Raw genomic sequence first — 17,078 nt, 5'->3', positions numbered from 1 at the left:
GCGGAGTCTTTACTTGAGGAGGTCCTGGATCTGCTTCTTGGCGTCAGCCAGGAGGGTGGCGGAGTCACCGCCGGCTACAGCCTTCTGCAGGAGCGGAACCAGAACGGTATCCACGATCTGCTGCCACTTGGCTGTTGCCGGACGCGTTGCGGTTGCCTTGCCGTTGAGCGTTTCGATCAGCGGTTTGAAGCTCTCGTAGCCCGGCTGGTTCTGGTACTTCTCAAACGCTGAGATGCGCGAGGCGAGTCCCAGGCTTGATTCCACACCCATGCTGTTGTTGTCGTAAGCGCACTTGATGAACTTCTTGGCGGCATCAGCGTTCTTGGTGGCCTTGGGTACGGACAGGTACCACGGGCCCGGAACACCCGCGACGCCGGCGCTGCCGCCAATCATCGCTGCGGCTCCCACCTTGCCCGCTACGGGAGAGTCCTTGGGGATCTGCCGGTAAGCGTGGGCCCAGAAGCGGGTCATGGCGGTCTTGCCCTGGTTGAACAGGTTCTGTGCCGCGGCCCAGTCAACCTGTGCAGCACCCGGAGGGGCGGACTTGGTGAGGCTGACGTAGAAGTCGAGGGCTTCCTTGTGGGCAGCGTTATCGATGATCACGTTGTTGTTCGCATCAAGGACCATCGGCGAGCCGGCCTGCAGGACGTGGGCAAGCCATTCCGTTTCCACGGCGCCCTTCACATCCGTGCCGTACATGCCGTCCTTGGTGAAGAATTCGGAAATGTCCTGGTACTGCTTCCACGTGGTGGGGGCTGCCAGTTCATAACCGTACTTTGCCTTGAAATCTGCCTTGTTCTTGGCGTCCTCGAAGAGATCCTTGCGGTACAGGATGATCTCTGCGTTGGTCCAGGCAGGCATTCCGATGAAGTGGCCGTCTACATTGGCTTCCTTCACGAGCGCGGGGAAAATGTCCTTCTTGGCTTCATCGGTGAACAGTTCATCGATGGGCTGGACCGCATCCTTGAAGCTGGGGAGCCAGACGGAGTCCAATGCGGCAACGTCGAAGGAAACGTTGCCGGAGGAGAACTCGCTGGAGAGCCGGTTGAACATGCCGTCATAGGGCAGTTCGACGAAGTTGACGTTGAGGCCGGTGTCCTTCTTGCATTGCTCGGCAACGCCCGTGAGCTCGGCGTGGCCGCCTGCTTCCACCAGGACGTTGACAGTGCTGGACGCGCTTCCGGATGTGGGTGCGGGGCCCCCGGCACCGCAACCCGTAGCTGCGAGTGCGACGGCAGTGCAGAGGCCGCCGAGTGTGACGAGCCTGGAGATGGTCTTTCGAGTGGACATCGCTGTCGACTTTCTCTTGGAACGGGATTGAAAGATTTTTGTGGAGTGGAGAATCGTTTTGCCAAAACGACTTGGCAACACCATAGGCGCGTTTTCCCGGGTATGTCAAGCGTCACATTTTGGCTCGTGCGGGATCTTGACGAGCTGGATGGCCCAGCTCTAAAGTCATCGTCGCAGGCAGATAAACCGTTTTGGCATATTTTGGCTGATGCGGCAGGTTTTGGGACCCGCTGTGCCCCTTCCGCTCACGCCTGTTCTTTAGGGCGACGCGTGTTCTTGATGCCTGTTCTTCCCGTCCACCGGTCTCCACCCTTAGGGCGGTCCCTTCCCATCTCTCACCAGCGTCCACGCTTGGTGACCCTATTCACTGGAGAAAGTATGAAACCCGTCCCGGACATCAGCCGACGAAGCCTGCTCCGCGCTTTCACGGCATCGGCAGCAGTTGCCTTTGCTGTGGCGGCCACGGGCAGCGCTGCTGCCGCGGCGCCAGGGCCGGTGGTCGCAACGCCCGACGCCGGCACTCAGCCGCGGGGGCACCGCCACCTTATCGGCGTCCTGTAAAGCAACCGTCTATAGAGCACCCGTCTGTAGAAACACCCGGAACCGCCGGAGGCGTGCGGCAGCATGCGGCTAAGCGAGGCACGAGCGAGCATGCAGAGCACGGCGCCGGCGGTTCCGGACGCACTTGAAGAGAAGCAGCACAGTTCAGTCCCCCAACGATGTGAGGAGAACCAGCTTTGACCACCGTCTACGACGTCACCACCTGGAGCGTTCCAGGGAATCCGTCCGCTACCCCGTACAACGACATCGGGCTCATCATCAACAGCATCATCGCTGACATCAAGAGCCAGCAGACCAGCCAGGCGTCCAAGCCCGGTGCTGTCATCTACATCCCGCCGGGAGACTACTCCTTGAAGACCAGGGTGAATGTGGACATCAGCTTCCTGACCATCCGGGGATCGGGCCATGGCTTCACCTCGTTGAGCATCCGCTACAACGCCGGCAACACATCGGGCTGGCACGAGATCAACCCTGGCGCCAGCCGCGTCAGGGTGGAAAATACTGACGGGAACACGGACGCCTTCCGGGTCTACCGCACAGGTGATCCACGGATTAGCGCAGTGGTGTTCGAGAACTTCTGCCTTGATGGCGTCTCCTTCGGCTCCAACGAGAACGACTACACCAATGGGAAAACGGGCATCCGCTTCGATTCCGCCAACGATTCCTGCCGGGTGGAGCGCATGGGAATGGTGTACCTGGAGCATGGGCTTGTTGTCAGGGATACAGATGCCCTGAGCGTCAGCAGCAACTTCCTTGCTGAATGTGGCTCCTGCGTGGAATTGACAGGATCGGGCCAGGCCTCGAAGGTCACCGACAACCTCATTGGTGCCGGTTTCGTGGGATTCTCGATCTTCGCCGAGGGGCACATGGGCCTGCTGGTCACGGGCAACAACGTCTTCCCCCGGGGCAAGAGCAGCGTGCACTTCAAGGACTGCACCCGCTCCTCCATTACGTCCAACCGCTTCCATGCGTTCTACCCCGGCATGGTGAACTTCGAGGGAAGCTGCACCGAAAACCTCATTGGAGCAAATCACTTCCTGCGCCAGATGGAACCATTCGATCCCCTCAAGCCTTACAACAACGGGTTGGACGATCTGTTCGGCCTGGTGCACATAGCGGGCAGCAACAACACGGTTACTGGAAACCACTTCAGCTACGACGTCGCTTCGGGTTCGGTCACGCCGTCGGGGCAGACGCCCACCATCATCCTGGTGGCTTCCGGAAACAACAACTACATCGCCACCAACAACACCGTCTCGGCCATTGCCGTGCACACCGTAGTCCTGGATGCATCAACCTCCGGATCCAAGGTGCTGGACAGCGGCGACAGCAATCAGGTGGTCCGGTACGCGTCCAACTACGCCTTCAGGGCAACGCCATAGCTGCGCCGCGTCATCGCACGACATGAATATGAATAGCGAATAGCACGACGGCGGGCGTCGCCCCACAAGGCGGGTCCGCCGTCGTCATCCTGAAACGCAAGCCCTTGACGAAAGGTCTGTCAACGATGACAAGACGCGCCAAAGCCCTAATGTCGATCGGGGCGGCCGTGGCACTCACCGCTGCCTCATTCTCCGTTGCCGCCACCGCGCAGGCCACCGACCCGGATCCGGCCACCCAGCAATACCGGCCATACCTGCACTACACGCCGGAAGCGAACTGGATGAACGATCCCAATGGACTCGTGTTCCACAACGGCAAATACCACATGTATTACCAGTACAACCCCAACGGAACACGGTGGGGAGACATGAGCTGGGGCCACGCATCCTCCACCGACCTGATCCATTGGGAGGAACAACCACTCGCTATCCCACGGGGTTTCAACGGATCCGGCCAGGTGATCGAGGAAATCTTTTCGGGATCCGTCGTGGTGGACACCCAGAACACCAGCGGACTCGGGACCCTCCAAAATCCGCCGTTGGTGGCCATCTATACGAGCAATTACACCGCGGCCCACCCAACCCTCGCCGGTAAACAAGCACAGTCGCTGGCCTTCAGCACCGATGACGGGCAGACCTGGACCAAGTACGGCAACAATCCGGTCCTGAACAGGAACACGTCCAGCTTCCGCGACCCCAAGGTCTTCTGGTACGACTCCCCCACCGGTCCGGACTACTGGGTCATGGCAGCCGTTGAAGCTGACGAACACCGCGTCCTCTTCTATAAGAGCAACGACCTGAAGCAATGGAACTATCTGGATGACTTCGGTCCGGCAAATGCCACCGGAGGACAGTGGGAATGCCCTGATCTGTTCCCCCTCGCCGTCGACGGAGATCCAAACAACGTCAAGTGGGTCCTCTCTGTGAATATCAACCCCGGAGCCGTGGCCGGCGGCAGCGGCGGACAATACTTCGTAGGAACCTTCAACGGCACTTCCTTCACCGCCGAGAATATCGCTCCCGCCAGCCAGCTTCCTCCGGGAAACCTTCTTGCCGGCTTCAATGGTGGCAATTACAGCGGCTGGAACGTCCAGAACGATCCGTCAAACAGTTCCGGGCCTTGGGGAAGCGCCCCCGCCTCGGGAACTCTTTCAGGGCAAATGGCGGTTACTGGCACCATCGGCACCGGGTTCGTCAACGGCTTCCACGGTGGCGATGCACCCGTGGGCACTATGGAATCAGCACCGTTTACGTTGGACAAGGACTACCTGAACTTCCTCGCCGGCGGCGGAAAGCACCCCCAGGAAATCGGAAAGCAATCGGGAAACCAAGCCCCTCCGGGGTACCTGCTATTCGACGGCTTCGACTACCCCGGGACACTCACGCAAGCCGGCTGGCAGCTTACCGGCGACTTCCAGGCGGCACTGAACCCCTCGTCGTCGGGCGGTGAATTCGCCATCGGAAAACGGATCAACACTTTCGAAGGCGGCCCGTACCAGGACAACAACGTCGGCACCATCACGTCCCCCGAGTTCTACCTGACCAACACCAACATCGGCTTCCTCCTAGGCGGCGGCAGCCGAACCAACGGGGAACTCCAGGTTGAACTGCTGGTGGGAGGCGTGCCGGTTCGTACCGCAACTGGCTCGAATTCGGGCGACCTGAACTGGCAGAACTGGGACGTTTCCCCATGGTACGGCCAGATCGCCCGCATCCGGATTGTGGACAACGCAACCGGCCCATGGGGCCATCTGACACTGGACAACATGGTGTTGGGTTCAGAGCCGGCGAAGCCCAGGAGCGCCGAAACCACCGTGAACCTTGTGGTCAATGGTCAGACAGTTCGTACCGCCACCGGCAATGACTCCGAAAATCTGGAGTGGAAAGCCTGGGACGTCAGCGCCTACAAAGGCAGCCAGGCCACCATCAAGATCGTGGACAACAACCGCGGCGGCTGGGGACACATCCTCGCCGACGAATTCGTTTCCTCGGATGCCTCCTACCTCGAGCAGCACGATTGGCTGGACTGGGGCAGGGACTACTACGCCACGGTGTCCTTCAACAATGCTCCAGGCGGCAAGCGGATCATGCTGGGCTGGATGAACAACTGGGACTACGGTCAGGACACTCCCACCACCACATGGCGCGGAACCATGGCGTTGCCGCGAGAAGTGGTACTAACCCAGACATCCGCGGGTCCGCGGCTGCGGCAGCAGGTGGTGTCCCAGGCCGAGGCGTTGAAGAACACGGCGGCCGCATATACTGCGCCGGCCCAGGACATCACGCCCGGAACAACCACACTCCCCATCACCGGTGACGTGGTCCAGGTTGACGCCGAATTCTCTCCGGGGACGGCATCGGCGTTTGGCGTGAAAGTCCTCGATAACGGAACCGAAACAACCCGGATTGGCTACGTTCCCTCCACGAAGCGGCTCTCCATCGACAGGACCAACTCGGGCAACGAGGGATTCCATCCAGCCTTCAGTTCAGTAGAGGACCCGCGCGTGGAGTTGATCGACGGCCGGCTACGCCTGCGCCTGTACGTTGATCGTGCATCCGTGGAGCTCTTCGCCCAGGACGGCCTGACCACCATCACGGACCAGATCTTTCCAAGCGCTGGGGCGACCAACATCTCGGTTTTCGCAGAAGGAGGAACCGCACGGCTCGAAAGCATGACGGTAACTCCCCTGAACCAGGCAATGTGGGGAGGCTGACCCCAGCGGTGGAAACTATGCCGGAGGAGCACCGAGTTCCAGCGCGTTGATCTCCGCTCGCGCCATGCGGACCGTTTCCCGGTCAGTAACGGTGTAAGCGGTGGGGTCGGCACCGTCCTGCGTGCCAAGGGAAATGGTTCGTTGACCCAGCGTAGAGACGGTTCTCTTGGCGGACATATGAACTGCGGAGAGGCCGGCTGCGTGCATCGCCGGGATATCGCCAAGCTGCAAGCCCCCTCCTGCCATGATCTCCAGGGCTCCCCCGGCCCGCTCCACCATCTCGGACAGGGTGGGAAGGCCTGCACCTGCTGTGGCCTCGTGGCCCGACGTAAGTACCCTGGTGAAGCCGAGCTCCAGCAAATGATCAAGGGCGGCCATGGGATCCCGTGATTGGTCGATCGCGCGGTGGAAGGTCAACTGCGCATCCGGGCTGGCGTCCCGGGCAGAATCCACCAGGCGTTGAACCGCATGAACGTCGACGTCGCCCTCCGCGGTCAGGGCGCCCACCACTACTCCGTGGGCGCCCTGAGCCAGCAAGTGGCGTACCTCGTGCACCATCGTGTCCACATCCGAGGCGGAGTAGTGGAAATCGCCGGGGCGGCACCGCACCAGAGCGTGGATCTCCAGGCGTCCGTCAACATGTTCCATGCTGGCCTCAAGTAGTCCCTGGCTTGGCGTGATGCCACCAAGTTCCAGGCTGCTGCAGAGCTCAATCCGATCGGCACCTTCGGATGCGGCCGTACCGGCACCCGTCGCGCTCACCACGGCGATTTCAAGTTTCATGGTGAAACTCTACGCGCGGTAACGCTCCAGCTTTTCCTTCTGGTCCGGAGTCAGCCTGAGGACCCTGCCGGTCGCTTCTGCCACGAAGGCCAGGTGCGTAGTGGCTTTGACACAGTCTTCCTTTGTAACGGGGTCCTTGATGACGTAGTGAAGATCAAAGCTGGCACCCTTGATGGCGCCAACCCAAATCTCCACCAAGGCCGGGATGTTGCGGTATTCCAAAGTCCTCACGTAACGGACTTTGTGCTCCACAACCAACGTCATGGTGCCCTCTTCAACGTCATTGAAGAGGGCCGCAGGCGGTTCCATACCCGGAAGGCCGGCACCCCGTGGTGGTCCGAAAGCCGCGATTCGGGCTTCTTCCAGCATGCGTACGATCTGCACATTGTTGATATGCCCGTACGCGTCCATGTCCCCCCAGCGCATAGGTACGAGTACCTCGATGCGCTGGGGGTCAACGGAATCCTGGGAGTGCAACCCGGTGCTCAGGGAATTCGCGCTCAGCTGTGCACCGCCGTCGAGTCATCCACGGCGGTCTCTTCCTCACCGGCAAACTGGGACATGTACAGGCGGTAGTAGGCGCCTTGGAGCGCAAGCAGCTGGCTGTGATTGCCCTGCTCCACGATTTGCCCGTTCTCCATGACAAGTATGGTGTCAGCATCGCGGATGGTGGACAAACGGTGGGCGATCACGAAACTCGTCCGGTCGGTGCGGAGCGCGGCCATTGCCTTCTGCAGCAGCAGCTCGGTACGCGTATCCACCGAGCTCGTAGCTTCGTCAAGGATCAACAGCGACGGATCGGAAACGAACGCACGTGCGATGGTGATGAGCTGCTTCTCACCGGCGCTGACGTTGTTGCCTTCTTCGTCGATGATCGTCTGATAACCGTCCGGAAGGGCTCTCACGAAGCGGTCCACGTAGGTGGCCTTGGCAGCCTCCATGATTTGTTCCTCGGTGGCATCCAGGTTGCCGTACTTGATGTTGTCGTAGATGGTTCCGCCGAACAGCCAGGCATCCTGCAACACCATGCCCACCTTGGACCGGAGCTCGGAGCGGCTGAGATCCTTGATGTCCACGCCGTCCAGGGTGATGCGTCCGGCATTGAGCTCGTAGAACCGCATGACAAGGTTCACCAGTGTGGTCTTTCCAGCACCCGTAGGCCCGACGATCGCCACCGTGTGGCCAGGCTCCGCACTGAAGGAGAGATCCTCGATGAGGGGCTTATCCTCCACGTAGCTGAACGAGACATGCTCGAACTCCACGTGGCCGTCGGTCTTGGCTGGCAGGTGGCGGGTACCCGTCTCTTCAACTTCGTCGTCGGCGTCGAGGAACTCAAAGACGCGCTCTGCCGAGGCGACACCGGACTGCAGCATGTTCGCCATGCCGGCAATCTGGCCCAGAGGCTGGGTGAATTCACGCGAGTACTGGATGAAGGCCGTGGCGTCGCCAAGGCTCATGGAGCCAGAGGCAACCCGCAGGCCACCAACCACGGCAATTCCGACGTAGGACAGGTAGGACACGAAGTTCATGGCCGGGAAAATAACACCCGAAACAAACTGGGCGCCGAAGGACGCCTTGTACAAGGCCTCGTTGCGTTCATCGAAGCGCACCAGCATGTCAGCATCGCGCCCGAACACCTTCACCAGGTCATGCCCTGAGAAGGACTCCTCAATCTGTCCATTCAGCGAACCGGTGTTCTTCCACTGCGCAGCGAAGAGCTTCTGGCTCTTGGCACCAATGAAGCCGGCCATGACGCCGGAAAGCGGCAAGGCGATCAACGCGATCAGTGCCAGTTCCCAGGACACGATGAACATCATCACGGTGATTCCCACAACGGTGAGCACGGAGCTCACCAACTGTGCGAACGCTTGCTGGAGGCCCTGCTGGACATTGTCGACGTCGTTGGTGACGCGGGAAAGGATGTCGCCGCGCTGACGGGTGTCGAAGTAGTTCAGCGGGAGCCTGTTGAGCTTTGCCTGGACGTCATTACGGAGCTGCTTGATGACTCGCATGACAATCCTGTTGAGCAGCCAGCCCTGTGCCCACAGGAAGATGTTGGCCACAAAGTACATCAGGAGGACGATCGAAATGAGGAACGTCAGCTTGGGGAAATTGATCCCGTTGGTGAGTTCCATCTTGGAGACCATGTCCGCAAAGTTCTCTTGGCCTTGCTGACGCATGAGCTCTACGAACTGTTCCTGCGAGACGCCCGGCGGGAGCTGTTTGCCCATGACGCCGCCGAAGATCACGTCCATCGCACTGCCCAGAATCTTGGGCGCAATCACGTTCAGGACCACCGAGACCACCACAAGGCCGATCACGATGTAGACGCCGAGACTCTCAGGCTTCAACAGGCCCATGAGGCGCTTGGCGGATGGCCAGAACTCCTTGGCTTTCTTGGCTGGAAGATTGCCGAACATACCGCCATCGGCTTCGGACGGGACGTACTCCTCATCCACCACGTCATCGTCAAGCACCTCGGTTGCCGCTTCCGCCTCTGCCGTAGCCTTGGCATTCTTTGCGGCTTCTGCCTTGGCAGCCCAGCCACGCTTCTTCTGCTGGTCCTGCTCGCTCATGCGACTTCCTCTACACTCAGCTGGGATTCAACGATTTCCTGGTACGTCGGCGAGGTCTCCAGGAGTTCATCATGCGTTCCGCGATCCACGATGCGGCCGTTATCCAGGACCAGGATCTCGTCCGCGTCTGCAATGGTGGAGACACGCTGGGCGACGATGATGACCGTTGCGTCCCGGGTCTTGGCCTTCAACGCTTTACGGAGCCTGGCATCTGTGGCGACGTCCAAAGCGGAGAAGGAATCGTCAAAAAGATAGACATTCGGCTTGGTCACCAGGGCTCTGGCAATGGAAAGGCGCTGCCGCTGGCCACCGGAAACGTTGGTGCCGCCCTGGGCTATGCGACGGTCCAGCCCTGATGACTTTTCCTCAACAAAGCCCCTGGCCTGCGCCGTTTCCAGCGCCTCCCACAGTTCCTCGTCGGTAGCCTCGGGCTTGCCAAAGCGCAGGTTGTGCTCGATGGTCCCGGAGAAAAGGTACGGCTTCTGCGGCACAGCTGAGACACGGCTGGTGATCTCCGAGGCATCCAGCTCGGTGACAGGAATGCCGTCGAGCAGGACACTGCCTGAGGCGACGTCGTAAAGCCGCGGCAGCAAGGAGACCAGGGTGGTCTTGCCTGCGCCTGTGGAACCGATGATGGCCAGGGTCTTGCCCGGCTCCGCGGTAAAGGAAATGTTGCTCAGCACAGGAGCCTCGGCCCCGGGGTATTTGAAGGTGACATCGCGGAACTCCACGCGTCCCTTCTTCTCGGCCGGAACCACAGGGGAAACCGGATTGTGGATGGAAGGCTCTACGTCCAATACCTCGCCGATGCGGTCTGCACAAACGGACGCACGGGGAATCATCATGGCCATGAACGTGCCCATCATGACCGCCATCAGAATCTGCAACAGGTACTGAAGGAAAGCCGTAAGGGATCCCACCTGCATGTCGCCGGAGTCCACACGCTGACCGCCGAACCACAGCACCGCGGCAGTAGACAAGTGCAGGATCATGCCGATGGCCGGGAACATCAGGACAAAGAGATTGCCGATCTTCACCGAGACCGCGGTGAGGTCCTGGTTGGCATCACCGAAGCGCTTGGCCTCGTAAGGTTCGCGCACAAAGGCACGGACGACCCGGATACCAATGATTTGCTCACGGAGCACACCGTTGATGGCATCAATCTTGGTCTGCATTGACCGGAACAGCGGCATCAACCGGACCACGAGGTAGCCCACCACTGCCACCAGAATGGGTACCGAAACCCAGACCAGCCACGACAAACTCAGGTCCTCGCGGAGGGCCATAATGATGCCACCCACGCACATGATGGGTGTTGAGACCATGAAGTTCAGGCCCATCAGCACCAGCATCTGAACCTGCTGGACATCGTTGGTGCCTCGTGTGATCAGCGTAGGAGCACCAAAACGGTTCACGTCCTGTGCGGAAAAACTGCTCACTTGACGGTAGACACTGCGCCGGAGGTCACGACCGATCGCCATCGCTGTCCGCGCACCAAAGTACACCGCAGCGATAGCGGTGAGCACCTGGCCGAGGGCAACGGCGAGCATCATTGCGCCGGTGCGCCAAATGAAATCGGTGTCGCCGCGGGATACTCCCTCGTCAATGATTTTGGCGTTGAGGCTTGGGAGGTAGAGCGTGGCAATAGTGGACGCCAACTGGAATATGAGGACGGCCACTATCTGCGGCAAATACGGCTTGGAGTAGCGCCGTATAAGGGTGACAAGCATGCCCACGGGTCCTTAGAAAGAGTGCGTGAATGAAGTAAGAGAAGTGTTGCAGCAAGGGCTGACAGTATTAGCCTCCCTACTCTACGAAATCCGTTGCCTCGGCGAAACAACCTAGGGAAAAGATCATCCCAGCGGAGTATTTCGCGTGTCGGATGTGCTCCCGCTGGCGCAGGCACCGCAGCCGGATCAGCCGCTGCACGCAACGAAAGCGCCGGCTGGTCACCCAGCCGGCGCTTTTGGTCCCGCCGTTGTTCGCCACACCCCGCGTAGTACGGCAGGAGTTTCGAACGAGGGCAGGATCCGTGATGTCTAGCTGTACTAGCCCGCGTGCTTGCCGTGGTCCGGCCGTGCTTCCCGCGCTTGGACGCCTTGAAGGAGGAGCAACGCCATTCGCTCCTGCTGCCTGCGTTCGCGCTTGATCTCCTTGCGGAGGGCGGACAGTTCGCTGGCAGTGCGGGCCTGCTGCTCCGCGACCGTCTGCTGCTCGCGCAAACGGGCCTGCAGCTCAACGTTGGCCCGGCTCAGCTGCAATTGCTGTTCGGCCAGGACGTACTGGGTGCGGGACAGTTGTTCCTGCAATTCCTTGACGTCCGCAACTGGCTGGGAGCGTTCCTGGGTCAGGATCCGCGCGAATTCGAGGTCAAGATCGGATCCCGAGTCCGAGCCCGGACCCTCGCCCCTCTCCTGGAGGCGACCTGGAAGGCGACGCCCGGCATTAAGGCGGCTTGCGCCGTCGTCGAACGTTCCCGGCTGAGCGGCAGGGGCGTCAGCGGTATCCAAAGAAGCGGAATCCAGGGAAGCTGTATCCAGAGTCGATGTGTCCAAGGGATTGGCAGCATCACGGGTCCCGGCCGGGACGGTTTCCTTCTCCGGCGCCGCGTCAACAGTGCGCCGCAGCGGGCGTTCCTTGATGAACAGCACAGCCAGGAGTGCCACCACGCTGATGATCGCCGAGATCAGGAAGATCTGGGCGGTGGCGTCGCCGTATGCGGCGCGCATGATGTCCGCGATGGGCGCTGGCATATCGGCCAGGTCCATGCTGGCACCGGACCCACCACCCTGGACCGGAATACCGGCGGCGGCCATCCCTTCAACTGCCAGGTCCTTCACGTGGTTGGACATGATGGCCCCAAGGACCGACACGCCGATTGCCCCACCCACAGAGCGGAAGAATGCAACGGACGCACTGGCGGTACCGATGTCCTTGGCCTGGACTGTGTTCTGCACGGCGAGTACCAGGTTCTGCATCAGCATGCCCAGGCCGAGGCCGAACACACCGGTGTAGATGGCGACGATCCAGAGTTCCGTGGTGTGGTCCATCGTGCCGGCGAAAGCGAGGCCGCCGATCAGGAGCACGGAGCCGCCGATCAGGAACCGCTTCCATTTCCCAAAGCGGCTGATCAGGATGCCCGATGCCACAGAACCAATAAGGTTGCCGGCGATCATTGGCAACGTGAGCAGCCCTGCCTCAGTCGGCGTGGCTCCACGGGCCACCTGGAAGTACTGGCCCAGGAACGTGGACGAACCAAACATGGCGATACCGACCGCGATCGACGCGATGATGGCAAGTGCCGTGGTGCGCTCGGAGATGATTTTGAGCGGAATGATCGGCTGGGCGACTTTGGTTTCCACCAGCACCAGGAGCGCCAGCAGCGCTACGCCACCGCCCACCATGAGCGCTGACTGCCAGGAGAACCAATCGTAGTAGTCCGGGTTGCCGGCGAAGGAAACCCAGATCAGGAGCAGACTCACGCCCGAAGTCAGGAGGATGGAGCCGAGCCAGTCGATCTTGGCGGGACGCTTGACGTGCTGGATCTTCAAGGTCACCTGAAGCAGGATGAGCGCAACCACAGCCAGTGGTACGCAGACGAAGAACGTCCAGCGCCAGCCGAGCGGGCTGTCCACAATGAAGCCACCCAGCAGCGGGCCCCCGGCAGTGCCCACTGCCATCACGGCACCCATGTAGCCGGAGTACTTGCCACGATCCCGCGGCGGAATCATGGAACCGATGATTGCCTGGGCCAGTGCGGTGAGGCCACCCATTGCGATGCCTTGGATGACACGCGCAGTAAGCAGCAGCGGAATCGTCTCGGACAAGCCGGCCATGACGGAGCCCGCCACGAAAATAATGATGCTCAGCTGGACCAGGAGCTTCTTGTCGAAGAGGTCAGCGAGCTTTCCCCAGATGGGCGTCGTGGCCGCGTTCGCCAACAAGGCGGCGGTGATGACCCACGCGAAATCGGTCTGCGTGCCCTTCAGTTCGGACATGATGGTTGGCAGCGCGTTGGCGACAATCGTGCTACTGAGGATCGCCGTGAAGAAGGCCGCGAGGAGACCCGTGAGGGCTTCCATGATTTGCCGATGCGTCATGGGTGCGGCGGCTGTGTCGATTCCCGGCGTATTGCGCCCGACGGCCTGCCCCGAGGCGGCATTCTGAACTGGTGTGGCCATGCGTGGCTCCTAAGCTGTGTGAGTCGTTGTAGTGGAGCCGGCCGCCGTTGCCCGGATTGAGTCCTTGAGGGAGGTCGTGAGTTTGTTGATGACCTGGGAGGCCTCGAGGGCGTCAGCCTCGCTCCAATCCGCCAGGTAATCCCGCAGCCTCACACTGCGTTGTTCTTCGACCTCGCGCAGCTTCGCCGCGCCATCCTCCGTTAGGGCAAGCAGCTGGGCCCTGCCGTCCGCAGGATCAGGCCGCCTTGCGACGAAGCCAAGTTCCTCGAGTTCGGCGACATGCCTGCTCAGGACCGGAGCACTGACACCCAAGCGCGCAGCTAGTGCCGTTGCCCGGGTCTCCCCCTCGCCGATGAAGCGCATGACGCCTTGGACAGCCATCCCGACGTCGGGAACGCGGGCCATGTGGGCGGTCACCACGCAGCGCAGGGTGCGCTGGAGATCGAATATTTGATGCACAAGATCGGTTGCTGTGGCAGAACCGACGGACATGGAAAACACCCCTTTTTTGTTTGCCTAGAGCAACTATAACTCATATTGATTGCTTTGGGAAACTAAAGAAGATTGAACACGCAGTTGTTGCGGGGCCTGCTTCGCGTCCGAATCCAAGGTTTTGGGGCGCAGGGCAGGCCCTACAACGCAGTCAGCCCCCGCACGGCGTTCCGTACGGGGGCTGATTGATTTGGTTGTTTAGTGATCCGTTTAGTCGTCCAGGTGGGTGGGACCGAACATCTTCAGCAGCGTCTCAACCACGACGACGTTGGGGCCATCCGCCTCGAATGACTCCTTGAGCGCGTCCCCCACTTCCTCCGGGGAAACCCGCCGAGCCGGAACACCGAACGACTCTGCCAGCTTCACGAAGTCCGGGCGTGCCAGCTCAGTGGCCGTGGCCTTGCCGAAAGCACCCACCATGTATTCGCGGAGGATGCCGTAGCCGCCGTCGTCCACGATCAGCCAGGTGACCGGGATATTGTGCTGCTTCGCCGTGGCAAGTTCGGAGATGGAGTACATCGAGGAACCGTCACCGGAAACGGCGAGCACCCTGCCGGGCTTGCCGGCGGTTTCCAGGCCGACGGCACCTCCGATTGCCGCCGGGAAGCCGTAGCCGAGGCCACCAGCACCCTGGGCGGAATGGAACTGGCCTTCGCGGGCGTCCCAGCAGCTCCAGGCCCAGTACGCGGAGATGGTCATGTCCCAGAAGGTTTGCATGTCCGCGGGGACGGCTTCACGGATATCGGCCATGAACTTCAGTTCCTTGGCCAGGTCCTGGGATTCCAGGCGTGCCTTGACCTTGGCCAGGGATTCCCTGACCACGTCCTCCGGGCTGGTGCCGTGCCATGACCGCTTCACAGTGTCCGCGGCACCAGCTGCTGCCAGTGCCTCGTCCAAGGCTGCCAGGGCTTGGCCGGCGTCGGCACGGATGCCCAAGCCTGGCCGGTTGGATTCGAGGACGCGAGGTTCGGCGTCGATCTGGATGATGCGGCCGCGGGGTTCGAACGTGAAGTAGTTGGACGTCACTTCACCGAGGGATGAACCGATCACGATAAGCACGTCGGCGTCTTCCAGGACATCGGTCATGTACCGGTCCTCGATCCACGACTGCAACGACAACTCGTGCTTCCACGGGAACGCACCATTGCCGCCAGGGGTGCAAATGACGGGAGCACGCAGCTGCTCGGCAATGGAGAGCAGCGACTTCTCAGCCCGGCCACGGCGCGTACCGCCGCCTGCGATGATCGCCGGACGTTCCGCCGTCGAAAGCCACTTCACGGCCTCGCGGATCAGCTCGACGCGCGGCGGGTTGTCTGCTGCCTCGGCGAGCGCGTCCTCCACCGGCGGGACCATGATCGGATCCAGCAGGACGTTCTGCGGAATCTCGATCCACACCGGACCCTGCGGCGAGGAAATCGCCTCGGTCCAGGCGTCCTGGATGGCCGACGGGATCCCCGAGGCATGCTGGATCAGGCGCTGGCTCTTGGTGACGTTCGCAGCCGAAGCCTTCTGGTCATCCAACTGGTGCAGCATACCCTTGCGGCGCGCGCCCAAGCCCTCAAGCGGAATCTGGCTGGCAATAACCACCATCGGAACGCCGGTGGCATAAGCCTCCTGCAAACCAGCAAGGGAGGTGAGCGCACCCGGACCGGTGGACAGGAACAGCACGCCTACTTCGCCGGTGGCGCGGGAGTAACCGTCGGCCGCAAACGCCGAGTTGTTCTCCACGCGCGAAGACACGAAGTGCAGGTTCCCGCGGCCCATGGCGTCGAAGAGACCCAAAGCGTGCTGCCCGGGGATACCGAAGACCGTCTTCGCACCCAGCGCTTCAAGGGTCTCGACGACGAGGTCCCCACCGTTGCGCTGATCGGTACCGCGCGTTGGCGCGGCAGTGCCAGGATCGAAATCGATCATCGCGTCTCTCCCGCGGTGCCGGTTGCCTGGGCGAGTTCTGCGATGCGTGCACCGAGGGCCTGCTGGGCGTAGCCGTTGGGAGCACCGTGGCGGTCACCTTCCACGGCATTGTCCGCCATGAGGGTTACCAGTTCGTAAGCAACGTGGCTGCCGGCGACACCGGTGATTTCGGCGTGGTCATAAGCGGGGGCAACTTCCACAATGTCCGCACCAACGAGGTTCATGCCGCGGAAGCCACGGATGATCTCAAGCAGCTCCCGGCTGGTGATGCCGCCGGCTTCGGGTGTACCCGTACCGGGCGCATGCGCCGGATCCAGGACGTCGATGTCCACCGAAATGTACAGCGGACGGTTTCCGATGCGGTCGCGGATCTTGGCCACCGTCTCCAGGACGCCCTGGTAGTAGACGTCAGCGGAGGTGACGATTCCGAAGCCAAAGCGGTGGTCGTCGTCGAGGTCCTTCTTGCCATACAGCGGACCGCGGGTACCCACGTGGCTGATGGCCTCCGTGTCCAGGATGCCTTCTTCCACTGCGCGGCGGAACGGCGTTCCGTGCGTGTACTCCGCCCCGAAGTAGGTGTCCCAGGTGTCCAGGTGTGCGTCGAAGTGGAGCATGGCCACTGGCTCACCGGCGCGCTCTGCTGCTGCCCTCAGGAGCGGAAGGGCGATGGTGTGGTCGCCGCCCAGGGTGACGACCTTGCTGCCGTTGGCCGTAAGGTCCAGGGCGTTCTGCTGGATGGTCTCGATGGCCTCGTTGATGTTGAACGGGTTTACCGCCATGTCACCGGCATCCGCCACCTGGATGTTCTCGAACGGGCTGACATCCCAGGCAGGGTTGTACGGGCGCAGCAGGCGGCTGGCTTCACGCACATGGTTCGCGCCAAAGCGGGCGCCGGGGCGGTAGGAAACGCCGGAGTCAAAGGGCACGCCAACAACCGTGACGTCAGCCTTGGAGACCTGGTCCAGGCGGGGCAGGCGGGCGTAGGTGGCAGCACCGGCGTAGCGCGGGATGCGTGACGAATCGATGGGACCAAGGTTCCCGTTGGCCTCAATACGGAGCTCTTCCAAAATGCGCCACTCCTTAGTGGATAGGTCGAGATGAATCAGTAACTGTGTGACACCCATCATACACTCAAAGTTTCCTAATAAGCATCATCTGTTTACAAGTTCTCTTGAAGTTCGAGCC

12 protein-coding genes are annotated in these 17,078 nt (G+C 61.3%); 3 read left to right on the top strand and 9 right to left on the bottom strand.

Annotation, left to right across the window (positions count from 1 at the left end):
• Positions 1–9 precede the first annotated feature (9 nt).
• A complete protein-coding gene (locus LDN90_RS04895) occupies positions 10–1,290 on the bottom strand; it encodes a sugar ABC transporter substrate-binding protein (protein WP_216926101.1) in 1,281 nt (426 codons plus the stop codon).
• 378 nt (positions 1,291–1,668) lie between these two features.
• Between LDN90_RS04895 and LDN90_RS04890 the strand changes: the two genes are divergently transcribed.
• The 3 genes from LDN90_RS04890 to LDN90_RS04880 all read left to right on the top strand — a co-directional run bounded on the left by LDN90_RS04890 (position 1,669) and on the right by LDN90_RS04880 (position 5,947).
• Entirely contained in the window at positions 1,669–1,851 is a 183-nt protein-coding gene (locus LDN90_RS04890) for a hypothetical protein (protein WP_223948148.1), read from the top strand.
• A 176-nt stretch (positions 1,852–2,027) separates the two neighbouring features.
• Positions 2,028–3,233 (top strand): NosD domain-containing protein, encoded by a 1,206-nt coding sequence (locus LDN90_RS04885; RefSeq protein ID WP_223948146.1) that lies wholly within the window; start codon positions 2,028–2,030, stop codon positions 3,231–3,233.
• Between the two features lie 125 nt (positions 3,234–3,358).
• Positions 3,359–5,947 (top strand): GH32 C-terminal domain-containing protein, encoded by a 2,589-nt coding sequence (locus tag LDN90_RS04880; RefSeq protein WP_223948144.1) that lies wholly within the window; start codon positions 3,359–3,361, stop codon positions 5,945–5,947.
• A gap of 15 nt (positions 5,948–5,962) precedes the next feature.
• Here LDN90_RS04880 and LDN90_RS04875 read toward each other — a convergent pair whose 3' ends face one another.
• The 8 genes from LDN90_RS04875 to speB form a co-directional block, all read right to left on the bottom strand.
• The gene (locus LDN90_RS04875; RefSeq protein WP_223948142.1) at positions 5,963–6,730 is read right to left on the bottom strand and encodes a copper homeostasis protein CutC; all 768 of its coding nucleotides are present in this window, start codon (positions 6,728–6,730) and stop codon (positions 5,963–5,965) included.
• Between the two features lie 9 nt (positions 6,731–6,739).
• On the bottom strand, positions 6,740–7,156 hold the full coding sequence (locus tag LDN90_RS04870; RefSeq protein WP_216926178.1) for a thioesterase family protein: 417 nt from the start codon (positions 7,154–7,156) through the stop codon (positions 6,740–6,742).
• A gap of 74 nt (positions 7,157–7,230) precedes the next feature.
• A complete protein-coding gene (locus LDN90_RS04865) occupies positions 7,231–9,306 on the bottom strand; it encodes an ABC transporter ATP-binding protein (protein ID WP_275963805.1) in 2,076 nt (691 codons plus the stop codon).
• On the bottom strand, positions 9,303–11,036 hold the full coding sequence (locus LDN90_RS04860) for an ABC transporter ATP-binding protein (RefSeq protein WP_223948141.1): 1,734 nt from the start codon (positions 11,034–11,036) through the stop codon (positions 9,303–9,305). The genes LDN90_RS04865 and LDN90_RS04860 overlap by 4 nt, the downstream gene beginning before the upstream one ends.
• A gap of 318 nt (positions 11,037–11,354) precedes the next feature.
• Positions 11,355–13,487: an MDR family MFS transporter gene (locus LDN90_RS04855; RefSeq protein ID WP_223948139.1), complete on the bottom strand. Its 2,133-nt coding sequence runs from the start codon at positions 13,485–13,487 to the stop codon at positions 11,355–11,357.
• A 9-nt stretch (positions 13,488–13,496) separates the two neighbouring features.
• Positions 13,497–13,979, bottom strand: coding sequence for a MarR family transcriptional regulator (locus LDN90_RS04850; RefSeq protein WP_216926094.1), 483 nt, complete (start codon positions 13,977–13,979; stop codon positions 13,497–13,499).
• A gap of 210 nt (positions 13,980–14,189) precedes the next feature.
• Positions 14,190–15,893 carry a thiamine pyrophosphate-binding protein gene (locus tag LDN90_RS04845; protein WP_223948137.1) on the bottom strand — a complete coding sequence of 568 codons (1,704 nt, stop codon included), beginning with the start codon at positions 15,891–15,893 and terminating at the stop codon, positions 14,190–14,192.
• On the bottom strand, positions 15,890–16,960 hold the full coding sequence (gene speB, locus LDN90_RS04840; protein WP_223948136.1) for an agmatinase: 1,071 nt from the start codon (positions 16,958–16,960) through the stop codon (positions 15,890–15,892). The genes LDN90_RS04845 and speB overlap by 4 nt, the downstream gene beginning before the upstream one ends.
• Positions 16,961–17,078: the final 118 nt, after the last annotated feature.

It is taken from the genome of Arthrobacter sp. NtRootA1 (assembly GCF_019976975.1).
Lineage (GTDB): Bacteria > Actinomycetota > Actinomycetes > Actinomycetales > Micrococcaceae > Arthrobacter > Arthrobacter aromaticivorans.
This window is presented reverse-complemented; position numbering and strand designations above follow the sequence as displayed.

Coding starts and splice junctions, on each gene's coding strand:
- LDN90_RS04850 (WP_216926094.1), bottom strand. CDS start 13,979: ATGTCCGTCGGTTCTGCCACAGCAACCGATCTTGTGCATCAAATATTC.
- LDN90_RS04890 (WP_223948148.1), top strand. CDS start 1,669: ATGAAACCCGTCCCGGACATCAGCCGACGAAGCCTGCTCCGCGCTTTC.
- LDN90_RS04865 (WP_275963805.1), bottom strand. CDS start 9,306: ATGAGCGAGCAGGACCAGCAGAAGAAGCGTGGCTGGGCTGCCAAGGCA.
- LDN90_RS04870 (WP_216926178.1), bottom strand. CDS start 7,156: ATGCGCTGGGGGGACATGGACGCGTACGGGCATATCAACAATGTGCAG.
- LDN90_RS04875 (WP_223948142.1), bottom strand. CDS start 6,730: ATGAAACTTGAAATCGCCGTGGTGAGCGCGACGGGTGCCGGTACGGCC.
- LDN90_RS04895 (WP_216926101.1), bottom strand. CDS start 1,290: ATGTCCACTCGAAAGACCATCTCCAGGCTCGTCACACTCGGCGGCCTC.
- LDN90_RS04880 (WP_223948144.1), top strand. CDS start 3,359: ATGACAAGACGCGCCAAAGCCCTAATGTCGATCGGGGCGGCCGTGGCA.
- LDN90_RS04860 (WP_223948141.1), bottom strand. CDS start 11,036: ATGCTTGTCACCCTTATACGGCGCTACTCCAAGCCGTATTTGCCGCAG.
- LDN90_RS04845 (WP_223948137.1), bottom strand. CDS start 15,893: ATGATCGATTTCGATCCTGGCACTGCCGCGCCAACGCGCGGTACCGAT.
- LDN90_RS04855 (WP_223948139.1), bottom strand. CDS start 13,487: ATGGCCACACCAGTTCAGAATGCCGCCTCGGGGCAGGCCGTCGGGCGC.